The organism is Bradyrhizobium sediminis (assembly GCF_018736085.1).
GTDB lineage: Bacteria > Pseudomonadota > Alphaproteobacteria > Rhizobiales > Xanthobacteraceae > Bradyrhizobium > Bradyrhizobium sediminis.
On record NZ_CP076134.1, the window covers coordinates 4,939,235 to 4,953,168 of the forward strand.

Genomic DNA, 13,934 nt, shown 5'->3' on the forward strand with positions numbered 1-13,934 from the left:
GAATGGGGAGTTGTTGCATACCAACCATGGCTGAATGGTGAACTTTCCGGGCCCTAGGCGGCGAAAATCCGGTAGCGGCGGGGCTGCAATCCCACGATCTCGCCCGGCTGCAATTCCCGGTCCCGAGGCGCGTCGATCTCGATCACGGTGGTGCCCTCGCCCGCCGACAGCGCGACTTCGGCGCGCTGAATCGGGCCGAAGCTGCGGACATGCCGCACCGCGCCCTCGAACGCGCCGCTGCCGGCCGGCCCGATCGCCATGTCGTGGCGGCGGACGAACAGTTTCGACGCGCCGGAAACAACACCGTCCGCCCCAATATTCAGCGGCTTGCCGCCGAGCCGGACGCAGCCGTTCTGCACCTCCACCGGCAGCACGATGGACTCGCCGATGAAGCCGTGCACGAAGGCGGTCGCCGGATGGTCGTAGACCTCGCCGGGGGTGCCGATCTGCTCGATGCGGCCCTTATCCATCACCACCACCCGGTTGGCGACTTCGAGCGCCTCTTCCTGGTCGTGGGTGACGAAGATCGAGGTCACGTGGATCTCGTGATGCAGCGAGCGCAGCCATTGCCGCAGCTCCTTGCGCACCTTGGCGTCGAGCGCGCCGAAGGGTTCGTCGAGCAGGAGGATGCGCGGCTCGATCGCCAGCGCGCGCGCCAGCGCAATGCGCTGGCGCTGGCCGCCGGACAGCTGGCTCGGATATCGGCTGGACAGCCAGTCGAGTTGCACCAGATCCAGCAATTCCTTGACGCGGGCGCGGATCGCGGCCTCGTCCTTGCGGACCGCGCGGGGCTGCACCCTCAGGCCGAAGGCGACGTTCTCGAACACCGTCATGTGCCGGAACAGCGCGTAGTGCTGGAACACGAATCCGACGTGGCGCTCGCTGGCGCCATGGGCGAGCGCATTCTCGCCGTCGAACGAAACCTCGCCGGAATCAGGCCAGTCCAGTCCCGCGATGATCCGCAGCAGCGTGGTCTTGCCCGACCCCGACGGCCCGAGCAACGCCAGCAGTTCGCCGTCGTCGACCTTCAGGTCGACGCCGTCGAGAGCGGCGAACGCTCCGAATTTCTTCACGATGTTCTTGACTTCAATCGTCACGCGGAATTTGCCCTTCGTCCAGACGCCGTTCGAGAATCGTTTTCACCACCAGCGTGATCAGTGCCAGCATCGCCAGCAGCGAGGCAATCGCGAACGACGATACGAATTGATATTCATTATAGAGGATCTCTACCAAGAGCGGCATGGTGTTGGTCTCGCCGCGAATATGGCCCGACACCACCGACACCGCGCCGAACTCGCCCATCGCCCGCGCATTGCATAGCAGTACGCCGTATAGCACGCCCCATTTGATATTGGGCAAAGTGACGCGGAAGAAGGTTTGCAAGCCCGACGCGCCGAGCGAGATCGCGGCCTCTTCCTCGAGGGTGCCCTGCTCCTGCATCAGCGGAATCAGCGCGCGTGCGACGAAGGGAAACGTCACGAAAATGGTCGCGAGCGCAATGCCCGGCACCGCGAACAGCACGTGGACGTTATGAGCCTGCAGCCAGGGCCCCCAATAACCCTGCGCGCCGAACAGCAGCACGAACACCAGGCCCGAAATGACAGGGCTCACCGAAAACGGCAGATCGATCAGCGAGATCAGGAAGGTCTTGCCACGAAAGTCGAATTTGGCGATCGCCCAGGCAGCGACCACCCCGAACACCAGATTGAGGCCGACCGAAATCGCCGCCACTATCAGCGTCAGCCTGATCGCCGACAGCGCCTCCGGATCGGAAAGCGCAGCAAGATACGCGCCAATCCCCTTGGAAAATGCCTGCGCAAATACCACGACCAGCGGCAGCACGACGAACACCGTCAGGAATGCGACCGCGATCACGATGATGACGATGCGAACGAACCTCGGCTCGGTCCGCAGATCGTCCTGTGCCGAGCTGAGCGAGAGTTGCGGCTGATTCATCCGGATCAGCCTCCATGCGCGGGAATGCGGATTTGCGCCCAACGCTGCAGGCGATTGACCGCGAAGATGATCAGGAACGACGCCACCAGCATCACGACGGCGATCGCGGTCGCGTCGGCATAGCGGAATTCCGACAGCCGGATCACGATCAGCAGCGGCGCTATTTCAGAGACGTTCGGCAGATTGCCGGCAATGAAGATGACCGAACCATACTCGCCGACGGCGCGCGCGAACGCCAGCGCGAAGCCGGTCAGCAGCGCCGGAGTGAGGCTCGGCAGGATCACTTTCGAAACCGTATGCCAGCGGTTGGCCCCAAGGCTGGCGGCGGCCTCCTCGATTTCGGCGTCCAGATCGATCAGCACCGGCTGCACCGTCCTCACCACGAAGGGAATGCCGATGAAGATCATGGCGATGAAGATGCCGACGGGCGTGAACGCCACCTTGATGCCGAGTTCGGCCAGCGGCGCCCCCAGCCAGCCCTTTTGCGCAAACAGCGAGGTCAATGCGACGCCGGCCACCGCGGTCGGCAACGCAAAGGGAACATCGACGATGGCGTCGAACAGCCGGCGGCCCGGAAACCGGTATCGCACCAGCGCCCAGACGATGATCATGCCCATTACCAGGTTGACCAGCGCGGCGGCGAAGGCGAGGCCGAACGAAATCCTCAGCGCATTCAGGGTGCGGCGGCTGGTGAGGATGGCCCAGAATTGATCGAGGCTCAGCTCGAAGGTCTTCAGGAACAGGCCGGCGAGCGGAATCAGGATGATGACGGAGAGCCAGGTCAGCGTCAGTCCCATGGTGAGACCAAAGCCTGGCAATGTACTGCGCCGTCCCTCCCCTCCGCTCACAATGCCCTCTGCTTCCGCTTCACCGGATCAGTTCTTGTAGATCTGGTCGAAAACGCCGCCCTCGGCGAAGTGTTCCTTCTGCGCCCGGGTCCAGCCGCCGAACACCTCGTCGATGGTGAACAATTCGACCTTGGCGAAGGATTTCTCGTATTCCTTCGCAATCTCGGAATCGCGCGGACGATAGGAATTGCGTGCGGCAATTTCCTGACCTTCCCTGGTATACCAGTACTTAAGATAGGCCTCGGCCGCGGGGCGGGTGCCCTTCTTGTCGGCAACCCGGTCAACGACCGACACCGGAGGCTCCGCCAGGATCGACAGCGGCGGCGCGACGATCTCGAACTTGTCCTTGCCGAATTCGCGCTGGGCTAGAAACGCCTCGTTCTCCCAGGCCAGCAGCACGTCGCCGACGCCGCGTTCCACGAAAGTGACGGTCGAGCCGCGGGCGCCGGTATCCAGCACCGGCACATTCTTGAAGATGTCGCCGACAAACTGCCTTGCCTTGTCGGCGGAGCCGAATTTTTTCAGCGCGTGGCCCCAGGCGGCCAGATAGTTCCAGCGTGCGCCGCCCGAAGTCTTGGGGTTCGGTGTGATGACGCTGACGCCGGATTTGATCAAATCGTCCCAGTCCTTGATGCCCTTGGGATTACCCTTGCGCACCAGGAAAACGATGGTCGAGGTGTAGGGCGAGGCGTTCAGCGGCAGGCGCTTCTGCCAGTCGGCGGGGATCAAACCCTTAGCTGCGATGGCGTCGATATCATAGGCGAGCGCGATCGTGACGACGTCGGCCTGCAGGCCGTCGATCACGGCGCGCGCCTGCGAGCCGGAACCCCCATGCGACTGCTTGATCTCGATGCTCTTGCCGGTTTCCTTCTGGTAGGCAGCGGCAAACGCCTTGTTGAATTCCGCATAGAGTTCGCGCGTCGGATCGTACGACACATTGAGCAGCGTGACGTCGGCAGCAAATGCAGAACTTGCCCAGAGCAATCCCGCAAGGAGGGGCAAAATACGACGAACCATCTCAGTCTCCATCCGGCCAGACGACGGCATTGTTATCGAAAGCACGAGGGACATAACTCGCGATGAAGACGCTTCAAGTCAACGAAACCGCATTTCTTTGTTTGCGGTGCGGCAGCGTCATTGTCCTATGAAGTCTTGATGGTGTGAATGCCGCATTCTGTCTTGGTTCTGCCGCGCCAGCGGCCGGCGCGCGCATCCTCTCCCGCCGAGGTTCGGCTGGTGCAGGGCATGCAGCCGACCGAGAGGAACCCCGATGCGGCGAGCGGATGCGGCGGCAATTTTGCCAGCGCGTAGATCGCCTCAATATCCTCGCGCGAGACATTGGCGAACGGATTGAATTTGAGCCTGATACCGTCGTCTTCGACGACCGGAATGTCGGCGCGCAGGCCGCCCTGGAAACGCTTGCGGCCGTTGATCCAGGCCGAGAACGGAGCCAGCGCGCGGGCCAACGGCTCCACCTTGCGAATACGGCAGCAGGCATCGGGATCAGAGAACCACAATTCGCGCTCCGGATCCTCGCGCGTCAGCGTCTCTTCCAACGGCTTGATCGAACGGACATCGCGCAGTCCCAGGGTCGCGATCAGCGTGTCGCGATAGGCCAGCGTCTCCTCGAACAGCCATCCGGTGTCGAGAAAGATCACCGGTATCGCCGGATCGACATCGGCCATCACCTTGAGCAGCGCTGCCGATTCGGTGCCGAACGACGAGACCAGCGCGAGGCGCTCACGGCCGACGGCCTTCAGGGCGGCTGCGACCACTTCCGCCGGCGCGGCGTTGCGGAGCGCGCGATCGAGCTCGTCGGCCGACGGCAAGCCCGCCGGGCGCACGGCCCGCTCCGACGACGCCTGATGTGCACTCACTGGCCGGCACTCTCCGAATGACGCAGTTGCATCCGCCGGTGCAGCGCGGTGATGCGGCCGTCGCCGGTCGGCTGGTAGAACACCGAGTAGCGCTTGACGGTCGCGGCAAACGCCTCCGCGTCGCTTTCCTTCTTCACCTCGAAGGCGTCGAAGCCCGCGCGCAGCATGAATACGAACTGGTCGCGCAGCACCTGTCCGGTGGCGCGCAACTCGCCGCGATAGCCGTGGCGCTCCCGCAGCACACGCGCCTGGCTGTAGGCGCGGCCATCGCGGAAGCTCGGAAACGCCAGCGCGACCACCGCAAGCCGGTCGAGCCAGGGCACGAGATCGTCGACGTCGCGGTTGTTCGGCCAGACCACCCCGAGCTTGCCGGCGCGGCGCGACAGCGCCTCGGCATCGCCGAGAAAGCGCGCGGCAGAGATCAGGATAGCGCCATCGCCCGGAAGCTCGGCGTCGTCGGCCACAGGAACGAAGGTATCGGCGGTGATTTTTCCGCCCTTAACGAGTGGCATAGACCCGCTCCCTGAAAGGTTCGACGCCGAGCCGCTTCACCGTGTCGATGAAAAGCTCGTCGGGACGCGCGCGCAGCGCGAGGTAAGCTTCGACAATATCCTCGACCACGTCGGCGACTTCGCCATAGGGCACCGCCGGCCCGATCAAGGTTCCGACCTCGGCGTTTTCGTCGGCGCGGCCGCCAATCGTGATCTGGTAGAACTCCTCGCCGTTCTTCTCGACGCCGAGAATGCCGATATGGCCGACGTGATGATGGCCGCAGGCGTTGATGCAGCCGGAAATATTGATGTGCAGCGGCCCGATCAGATTGGCGGTGTCGTGATTGGCGAAGCGCCGCGTCAACTCCTGCGCGATCGGGATCGATCGCGCGTTGGCGAGCGAGCAGTAGTCCAGCCCCGGGCAGGCGATGACATCGGAGACCAGATTGATGTTCGGGGTGGCCACGCCGATCTTGTCGAGCGCCTTCCACAGCGCGGGCAAATCGCGCTTGGCGACGTGGGGCAGTGCGAGATTCTGCTCGTGGCTGACGCGGATTTCGCCGAAGGAATATTGGTCGGCGAGATCGGCGATCGCGTCCATCTGGTCGGCGGTGGCATCGCCCGGCGGCCCGCCCACCGGCTTCAGCGACAGCGTCACGATCGAATAGCCCTGAACCTTGTGCGTGAACACCGAGTTCTTGCGCCAGCGCTCGAACAGCGGATCATGCGCCGCCTTCTTCAGTTCCTCCGGCATATGCGGCAATTTTTCGTAGGCCGGATAGGAAAAGCGCGAGCGGATATCCTCGATGACGGCATCGTCGATCGCCAGCGCGCTGTCGCGCATCTGCAGCCACTCGTCCTCGACCTCCTTGGCGAACTTCTCGATGCCGAGCTCGTGCACCAGGATCTTGATGCGCGCCTTGTAGATGTTGTCGCGGCGGCCGTACTGGTTGTAGACGCGCAGGATCGCCTCGACATAGCTGAGGAGATCGTGGCCGTGCACGAACGGCTTGATCGTCTTGCCGATGAACGGCGTGCGGCCGAGGCCGCCGCCGACCAGCACCTCGAAACCGGTCTCACCTTCCGCGTTCTTGTGCAGGCGAAGCCCGATATCGTGCACCTTGATCGCCGCCCGGTCGTGCGCGGACGCGGTGATGGCGAACTTGAACTTGCGCGGCAGGAAGGAAAACTCCGGATGCAGCGTCGTGTATTGCCGCAGCAGTTCGGACCAGATCCGGGGATCCTCGATCTCGCCCGGCGCGACGCCGGCCCATTGGTCCGAGGTGACGTTGCGGGTGTTGTTGCCTGACGTCTGCATGGCGTGAATGCCGACTTCGGCGAGATCGGCCAGCGCGTCCGGCAGTTCGGCGAGCTTGATCCAGTTGAACTGGATGTTCTGCCGGGTGGTGAAATGGCCGTAGCCGCGGTCATATTTCCGCGCCACATGGGCGAGCCGCCGCAACTGCACCGACGACAGCGTGCCGTAGGGGATCGCGACCCGGAACATATAGGCATGCAGCTGCAGATAGACGCCGTTCTGCAGCCGCAGCATCTTGAATTCGTCCTCGGTGAGTTCGCCGGACAGCCGGCGCTTCACCTGATCGCGGAATTCCGAAACACGTTCGTTGATGAGCGTGCGGTCGAGTTCGTCATATGCGTACATTGACTGATGCCTTATGCCGGAACCGGCAGATCGATGGTGACGCCCTGCAGCCGGATGTGTTCGCGCAGATTGCCGGGCTTGATCTTGCCGGAGTCCTTGACCTCGACCGGCGCGATATAGGCACCGACCGCGCCGACGTCGTCGGCGACCGATTCGGCCAGCAGCGCGCGGGCTTCATCGGCGGTGCGAACGATCGCCGCATCCGACAGCTCGGCCGACCATCCCTTCGCGGCCGTGCGCCAGATCACGATGCCATCCCAGGTGCGGTTGGCGGTCACGACGGAAGGGCCGGTTATCTTGATCTTTTGTTGCAGCGGAGAGGTCATGCGGCAGGTTCCAGCAGTTTGGAGATCACTCGGTTGAGATTGGATTCGCGCCATGGTGCCGAGTGCGCAACCACGTCGCCGATGATGAGAATGGCGGGACCGCCATCGATCTTCTCGATTAGACCGGGAAGCTCCTGCAAGGTCCCGACCGCGGCCTGCGCGTCCGGCCGCGTCACCCGTGCGAACACGCCGACCGGGGTCTGCGGCGAACGTCCGGCGGCCAGCAGGCCGGCGCGAACCGAGGGCGCCGCGGTCATTCCCATATAGACGACCACCGTCATCTTCTCGTCGGTCAGCGTGGACCAGTCGACGGATTCGGCGTCCCTGGCCTTGTGCGCGGTCAGAAAGGTGATGCGCAGCGCCTCGTGGCGGAAGGTCAGCGGCACCTCGAATTGCGCCGCGGCGCCAAGGCCTGCGGTGATTCCCGGCACCACCGAACAGGCGACGCCGGCCGCGCGAAGCGCTTCGACCTCTTCGCCGCCGCGGCCGAACACGAAGCAATCGCCGCCCTTGAGGCGCACCACGCGCTGCCCCGACTTCGCGGCATCGACCAGCAGCTTGTTGATGGCGTCCTGGCCGATGCCGGGCCTGCCGACGCGGCGGCCGACCGGCACGCGCGAGGCATCGCGGCGCACGCGATCGAGAATTTCCGGCGAGACCAGTTCGTCATAGAACACGACGTCGGCATCCTGCAGCGCGCGCAGCGCCTTGATGGTGAGTAGATCCGGATCGCCGGGACCGGCGCCGACCAGCGTCACGCTGCCCTCGGCCTGGCCCGATGCCAGCGCGCCGGCGAAGACTGCGGGATCGGGAATCTGCTGCAGCGCTGCTTCGGCCTCGTCCTTGCGCCCGGCGAGAACCAGCGCGCCGATCGGACCGTCAACCACGCGCTCCCAGAAGCGGCGGCGCAGCGCCATCTCCGGCAAGCGCTGGTGCATCGATTTGCGCCAGCGGCCGATAAAGGCAGCGAGATCGCCGATGCGGGCCGGCAGCACGGCTTCGATGCGCTCGCGCACGCGGCGTGCCACCACAGGCGAGGCACCGCCGGTACCGACCGCAACGACCACGTCGCCGCGGTCGACGATCGCCGGAAAAATGAAAGTTGAATGGGTAAGGTCGTCCATCACATTGACGGGAAGACCGACCGACTTGGCCCGCACCGACATCGCAACCCCGATGTCGCCGGCGCCGGCGCACAGGATCGCAATCACGCCGTTCAGATCGGCCGTCAGCGGATCGCCTTCCGCGCGCTCGATCCGCGCCGCATCGTCGGCGCCAACCCCGCTCACGTCATGCTGGCCGTCGGTCGCGAAGTAGCGGATGCGCGCGCCCGCGGCCGCCAGCAGGCGCAGTTTCGCCCGCGCCAGATCGCCGGCGCCGACAAGCAGCACCGGACCGGCTTGCAGGTCGAGAAAGACTGGCAGAAATCGCATGCGACACTCGCTGCCCCAACTTGCGGGGTTGACTAGAATTATTTTCTATATATGTCTCGCACAACGCCAGCAAAGAGAAAATTTTTTCTTCTCTACTGCAGTGCAACTATAGAATTTTCACCTCCAAAGGCCAAGGCCAAGAGATGCATCTTCTCGACACCGATTCCACGATCGCCCGGTTGCGTCGCGCAGACCCGCCGATGGGATCTGCGCCCCCGCAGATTCCTGCCGAAGGGCGACTGCCCGTCCCCACCATGGATCACCTCGACGCGCTCGAGGCGCAGAGCATCTACATCTTCAGGGAAGCGTTCGCGCGGCTGAAGAAGCTGGCGCTGCTGTGGTCGCTGGGCAAGGATTCCAACGTCATGATCTGGCTGGCGCGCAAGGCCTTCTTCGGCCGCGTGCCGTTCCCCGCCTTGCATGTCGACACCGGCAAGAAATTTCCGGAGATGTACGCGTTTCGCGATCGCTACGGCAAGGAATGGGAGCTTGATCTGAAGATCGACTCCTGCCCGCCGCTGGAAACCATCGATCCGACCCTGCCGCCGGCGGCGCGGTCGGCCGCGCGCAAGACCGAGGGATTGAAGCTCGCGCTTGCCAAATACGGCTTCGACGGATTGATCGCCGGCATTCGCCGCGACGAAGAGGCGACCCGCGCCAAGGAACGGGTGTTCTCGCCGCGCGGCACCGAAGGCGGATGGGACGTGCGCGACCAGCCGCCGGAATTCTGGGACCAGTTCAACGCCTCGCCGCCGCCGGGGGCGCATCTGCGCATTCACCCGATCCTGCATTGGACCGAGGCCGACATCTGGGCCTACACCCAGCGCGAAAACATTCCGATCATCCCGCTTTATCTCTCCCAGGGCGGCAAGCGCTACCGCTCGCTGGGCGATGCCGATATCACCAATCCGGTGGCCTCCAATGCTTCCAGCATCGAGGAAATCCTGATCGAGCTCGACGGCACCAAGGTGCCGGAACGCGCCGGCCGCGCGCTGGACCATGAGACCGAAGATGCCTTCGAGCGGCTGCGCGTCGCCGGCTACCTATAGCGGATACCGAGTTGAGCGCCCCGATGAACATGATCGTCCCCACTGCGATATCAACGACGCCCAACGGCACCACGCGCCCGCAGGTCCGCATCGTCATTGTCGGCCATGTCGATCACGGCAAGTCGACCCTGGTCGGGCGCCTCTTGCACGAAACCGGCAGCCTGCCCGAGGGCAAGCTCGAAATGCTCAAAGCGGTCAGCGCCCGGCGCGGCATGCCGTTCGAATGGTCTTTCCTGTTGGACGCGCTGCAGACCGAGCGCGACCAGGGCATCACCATCGACACCACGCAGATCCGCTTTCGCACCCGCTCCCGCGACGTGGTGCTGATCGACGCGCCCGGCCACGCCGAATTCCTGCGCAACATGATCACCGGCGCCTCGCAGGCCGACGGTGCGGTCTTGATCATCGACGCGCTGGAAGGCGTCCGCGACCAGACCAGGCGCCATGGCTACCTGCTGCATCTGCTCGGCGTCAAACAGGTTGCGGTCGTCGTCAACAAGATGGACCGGGTTGATTTCAGCGCAGCCAGGTTCGAGGAGATCAGCAACGAGATTTCCGCGCATCTCACCGGTCTCGGCGTCACGCCGACCGCCGTGATCCCGATCTCGGCGCGCGATGGCGACGGCGTTGCCGAACGCACGCCGCGGATCGAGTGGTATGACGGGCCCACCGTGGTCCAAGCGCTGGATGTGCTCGAACCGGCGCGGCCGCTGGAAACGCTGGCGCTGCGGCTGCCGGTGCAGGCGATCTACAAATTCGACGACCGCCGCATCGTCGCCGGCCGCATCGAATCCGGCAGCCTCAGCGCCGGCGACGAGATCGTCATCATGCCCGCGGGCAAGATAGCCAGAATTCGCACCGTCGAGGGCTGGCCGGTGACACCGGTCAATGGAACCCAGGGCGCCGGGCGTTCGGTCGGCATCACCCTCGACCGCGAATTGTTCGTCGAACGCGGCGACGTCATTGCCCATGTCGGGACCAGCCCTCGCGACACGAGGCGGATGCGCGCGCGGATCTTCTGGCTGCATGACAAGCCGCTGGCGGCAGGTGCCTCGATCCTGGTCCGGCTCGGCACCCGGGAAACCCGCGCCAATGTGGTCGCGATCGAGAAGGCCGTCGATCCCGGCGAACTCTCGAGCGTCGAGACCAAGGCGATCGGGCGCAACCATGTCGGCGAAATCGACATCTCGCTGGCGCAGCCGATCGCCGCCGATCCCTACACCGACAATCCGCGTACCGGGCGCCTGGTGATCGAGGTCAACGGCCGTATCGCCGGCGGCGGCCTGGTGCTGTCGGTCGACGCCGGGCAGCGCGCCGTTCCCGTCGATATCGTCCCGGTCGAATCCGCGTTGCGTCCCGACGAGCGCTCGGCGCGTTACCGCCACGGCGGCGCGGTGGTGTGGCTGACCGGGTTGCCGGGCTCCGGCAAATCGACGCTGGCGCGCGCGCTGGAACGCCGGCTGTTCAGCCGCGGCGGCTCGCCGGTGCTGTTGGACGGCGACACGCTGCGCGCCGGGCTCAACAGCGATCTCGGCTTCTCCGCGACCGATCGCACCGAGAACATCCGCCGGCTCGCCGAAGTTGCTACCCATCTGGCGCGCAACGGCCATATCGCCATCGTCGCCGCGGTCTCGCCGGCGGTGGAGGACCGCGCCGCGGCGCGCCGTATCGCCGACACCGCGTTTCGCGAAGTCTATGTTGCGACGCCGGCGGAGGTTTGCGAGAACCGCGACCCCAAGGGCCACTACGCCAAGGCGCGTGCCGGCGCGCTGCAGGGGTTCACCGGGATCATCAACGATTACCAGCCGCCCACGGCAAGCGAATTGACCATCGACACCTCGGCGCGCTCGGTCACTGATGCCACCGACGAGATCGAGCGGATGCTGGCCGGATCTGGCGTCCTGTTCGACGAATTGGCCGATCTCGCCGCCAATATCTGAGGCGTGAGAAGGCCCGTTTGGGGCCTTCTCATCGACCCGGCTTTAGGGCTAAAAGGGCCCCGAACAAGGCCCTTTGCGGGGCCCTTTTGTCGTTGTCCCCCTGAAAACCGCGCATTAGACGCCGTTTCTCGCGAGAAATGCCATCATGAATCGTATCGACGCCCACGGACTGAAGATCGCCCCCGTTTTGTTCGATTTCATCGCCAGGGAGGCGACCCCCAAAACCGGGATTTCTCCGGATGCGTTCTGGGCAGGGCTAGCCGCCATCATCAAGAAGCTGGCGCCGAAAAACCGCGAGCTGCTCGCCTTCCGCGACGCCCTGCAGGCGAAAATCGACGGCTGGCACCGCGCCAGCAAGGGCAAGCCGTTCGATATGAACGCGTACACTTCTTTCTTGAAGGAGATCGGCTATCTCCTGCCGGAGCCGCCGACCCAGAAGGTCGAGACGGCAAACGTCGACGAAGAGATCGGCCAGATCTGCGGACCGCAGCTGGTCGTGCCGCTTACCAACGCGCGCTATGCGCTCAACGCCGCCAATGCGCGCTGGGGCAGCCTGTACGATGCGTTCTACGGCACCGATGCGATCCCGCACGAGACAAGCGAAAGCGGCAGGGGGTTTGACAAGGCCCGCGGTGCCAAAGTGGTCGCGAAGGCCAAAGCCTTTCTGGATTCCGCCGTGCCGCTGGCGACTGGAAGCCACACCGAGGTGACCTCCTACAGCGTCATTGCCGGGCAGCTCGCGGTCAAGCTGAAGAGCGGCAACGCCACCGCGCTGAAATCGAGCGCGCAATTCGCCGGCTACCGGGGCGAACCCGCAGCCCCGAGCGCGATCCTGCTGGTCAATAACGGCATGCATATCGAGATCAAGATCGACCGCGTTCACGCGATCGGCAAGGACGATCCGGCCGGCGTTGCCGATATGATCCTGGAATCGGCGGTCAGCACGATCCTGGACATGGAAGACAGCGTCGCGGCGGTCGATGCCGAGGACAAGGTGCTGGTCTATCGCAATACGCTCGGCCTGATGGACGGCACGTTGTCGGCCGACTTCGACAAGGGCGGCAAGACGCTAAAGCGCGCGCTCAACCACGACCGCGTCTACCATGCGCCGGACGGAAAACAACTCAAACTGCATGGCCGCGCCCTGCTGCTGATGCGCAATGTCGGCCATCACATGTTCACCGACGCGGTGCTCGACGAGACGGGAGCGGAAATTCCGGAAGGCATTCTCGACGCCGCGGTGACCGGCCTGCTCGCGATCCACGATCTCAAGGGCTCGTCGAAAACGAAGAACAGCCGCACCGGCTCGATCTATATCGTCAAGCCGAAGATGCACGGCCCCGACGAGGTCGCGCTGACCTGCGAACTGTTCGGCCAAGTCGAGAAGATGCTGGCGCTGCCGGAAAACACCATGAAGATCGGCATCATGGACGAGGAGCGCCGCACCACGGTCAACCTCAAGGCCTGCATCCAGAACGCCTCGAAGCGAATCTGCTTCATCAATACCGGCTTCCTCGACCGCACCGGCGACGAGATCCATACCTCGATGGAAGCGGGCCCGATGATCCGCAAGAACGACATGAAGGCGCAGCCCTGGATCAAGGCCTATGAAGACTGGAACGTCGATATGGGCCTGATCGACGGCCTGCCCGGCCACGCCCAGATCGGCAAGGGCATGTGGGCCGCGCCCGACAAGATGGCGGACATGCTGACGCAGAAGCTCGGCCATCCGCAGGCCGGCGCCACCACCGCATGGGTGCCGTCGCCGACCGCCGCCACGTTGCACGCGCTGCATTATCATCAGGTCAACGTGCAGGCGCGCCAGCAGGAACTGGCGAAGGGCGGCCCGCGCGCCAAGCTCACAGACATCCTCACCATCCCGGTGTCGCAATCGAACTGGGCGCCCGACGACGTCAAGCAGGAGATCGACAACAACTGCCAGGGCATCCTCGGCTATGTCGTACGCTGGATCGACCAGGGCGTCGGCTGTTCCAAGGTGCCCGACATCCACGACGTCGGACTGATGGAAGACCGCGCCACGCTGCGGATCTCGAGTCAGCATTTGGCGAACTGGCTGCATCAGGGCGTCATCACCAAGGATCAGGTGATGGAGTCGCTGAAGCGGATGGCGGTCGTGGTGGACAAGCAGAACAAGGACGATCCGCTGTACCGGCCGATGGCGCCCGGTTTCGATGGCGTCGCCTTCAAGGCCGCCTGTGACCTGATCTTCAAGGGCCGCGAGCAGCCGAACGGCTATACCGAATTCATTCTGACGGCGCGGCGCCGGGAAGCCAAGGCGGCGGGCTGATCTGTAGCCCGGATGGAGCGAAGCGAAATCCGGGACCACACCA

Annotated in this window: 12 protein-coding genes; 3 read left to right on the forward strand and 9 right to left on the reverse strand. The window is 64.4% G+C overall.

Translation table 11 applies throughout. The features are described from left to right. Positions 1 to 53: 53 nt before the first annotated feature. From KMZ29_RS23790 to cysG, 9 genes are all read right to left on the reverse strand, one after another. Positions 54 to 1,097: a sulfate/molybdate ABC transporter ATP-binding protein gene (locus KMZ29_RS23790; protein ID WP_215621473.1), complete on the reverse strand. Its 1,044-nt coding sequence runs from the start codon at positions 1,095 to 1,097 to the stop codon at positions 54 to 56. Further along, the gene (gene cysW / locus KMZ29_RS23795) at positions 1,087 to 1,956 is read right to left on the reverse strand and encodes a sulfate ABC transporter permease subunit CysW (RefSeq protein WP_215621474.1); all 870 of its coding nucleotides are present in this window, start codon (positions 1,954 to 1,956) and stop codon (positions 1,087 to 1,089) included. Before cysW ends, KMZ29_RS23790 begins: the two co-directional genes overlap by 11 nt. 5 nt (positions 1,957 to 1,961) lie before the next feature. After that, a complete protein-coding gene (gene cysT / locus KMZ29_RS23800) occupies positions 1,962 to 2,753 on the reverse strand; it encodes a sulfate ABC transporter permease subunit CysT (RefSeq protein WP_249779128.1) in 792 nt (263 codons plus the stop codon). Positions 2,754 to 2,831: 78 nt separating this feature from the next. Continuing rightward, on the reverse strand, positions 2,832 to 3,833 hold the full coding sequence (locus KMZ29_RS23805; protein WP_215624391.1) for a sulfate ABC transporter substrate-binding protein: 1,002 nt from the start codon (positions 3,831 to 3,833) through the stop codon (positions 2,832 to 2,834). A 113-nt stretch (positions 3,834 to 3,946) separates the two neighbouring features. Beyond that, entirely contained in the window at positions 3,947 to 4,648 is a 702-nt protein-coding gene (locus tag KMZ29_RS23810; protein ID WP_215624392.1) for a phosphoadenylyl-sulfate reductase, read from the reverse strand. Positions 4,649 to 4,677: 29 nt separating this feature from the next. After that, positions 4,678 to 5,193, reverse strand: coding sequence for a DUF934 domain-containing protein (locus tag KMZ29_RS23815; protein WP_215621475.1), 516 nt, complete (start codon positions 5,191 to 5,193; stop codon positions 4,678 to 4,680). Next, positions 5,180 to 6,835, reverse strand: a complete 1,656-nt coding sequence (locus KMZ29_RS23820; RefSeq protein WP_215621476.1) for a nitrite/sulfite reductase — start codon at positions 6,833 to 6,835, stop codon at positions 5,180 to 5,182. Before KMZ29_RS23820 ends, KMZ29_RS23815 begins: the two co-directional genes overlap by 14 nt. Positions 6,836 to 6,846: 11 nt before the next feature. Continuing rightward, positions 6,847 to 7,161, reverse strand: coding sequence for a DUF2849 domain-containing protein (locus KMZ29_RS23825; protein WP_215621477.1), 315 nt, complete (start codon positions 7,159 to 7,161; stop codon positions 6,847 to 6,849). Beyond that, on the reverse strand, positions 7,158 to 8,594 hold the full coding sequence (gene cysG / locus KMZ29_RS23830) for a siroheme synthase CysG (protein ID WP_215621478.1): 1,437 nt from the start codon (positions 8,592 to 8,594) through the stop codon (positions 7,158 to 7,160). The genes KMZ29_RS23825 and cysG overlap by 4 nt, the downstream gene beginning before the upstream one ends. Positions 8,595 to 8,794: 200 nt before the next feature. Here cysG and cysD point away from each other — a divergent pair, with 200 nt between their 5' ends. The 3 genes from cysD (at position 8,795) to KMZ29_RS23845 (ending at position 13,891) form a co-directional block, all read left to right on the forward strand. Further along, entirely contained in the window at positions 8,795 to 9,643 is an 849-nt protein-coding gene (gene cysD / locus KMZ29_RS23835) for a sulfate adenylyltransferase subunit CysD (protein WP_249779778.1), read from the forward strand. 23 nt (positions 9,644 to 9,666) lie between these two features. Next, the gene (cysC, locus tag KMZ29_RS23840) at positions 9,667 to 11,583 is read left to right on the forward strand and encodes an adenylyl-sulfate kinase (protein ID WP_215621479.1); all 1,917 of its coding nucleotides are present in this window, start codon (positions 9,667 to 9,669) and stop codon (positions 11,581 to 11,583) included. A 145-nt stretch (positions 11,584 to 11,728) separates the two neighbouring features. Further along, positions 11,729 to 13,891, forward strand: coding sequence for a malate synthase G (locus KMZ29_RS23845; RefSeq protein ID WP_215621480.1), 2,163 nt, complete (start codon positions 11,729 to 11,731; stop codon positions 13,889 to 13,891). Positions 13,892 to 13,934 lie beyond the last annotated feature (43 nt).

Coding starts and splice junctions, on each gene's coding strand:
- cysW (WP_215621474.1), bottom strand. CDS start 1,956: ATGAATCAGCCGCAACTCTCGCTCAGCTCGGCACAGGACGATCTGCGG.
- cysT (WP_249779128.1), bottom strand. CDS start 2,753: ATGGGACTGACGCTGACCTGGCTCTCCGTCATCATCCTGATTCCGCTC.
- KMZ29_RS23805 (WP_215624391.1), bottom strand. CDS start 3,833: ATGGAGACTGAGATGGTTCGTCGTATTTTGCCCCTCCTTGCGGGATTG.
- KMZ29_RS23815 (WP_215621475.1), bottom strand. CDS start 5,193: ATGCCACTCGTTAAGGGCGGAAAAATCACCGCCGATACCTTCGTTCCT.
- KMZ29_RS23820 (WP_215621476.1), bottom strand. CDS start 6,835: ATGTACGCATATGACGAACTCGACCGCACGCTCATCAACGAACGTGTT.
- KMZ29_RS23825 (WP_215621477.1), bottom strand. CDS start 7,161: ATGACCTCTCCGCTGCAACAAAAGATCAAGATAACCGGCCCTTCCGTC.
- cysG (WP_215621478.1), bottom strand. CDS start 8,594: ATGCGATTTCTGCCAGTCTTTCTCGACCTGCAAGCCGGTCCGGTGCTG.
- cysD (WP_249779778.1), top strand. CDS start 8,795: ATGGGATCTGCGCCCCCGCAGATTCCTGCCGAAGGGCGACTGCCCGTC.
- cysC (WP_215621479.1), top strand. CDS start 9,667: ATGAACATGATCGTCCCCACTGCGATATCAACGACGCCCAACGGCACC.
- KMZ29_RS23845 (WP_215621480.1), top strand. CDS start 11,729: ATGAATCGTATCGACGCCCACGGACTGAAGATCGCCCCCGTTTTGTTC.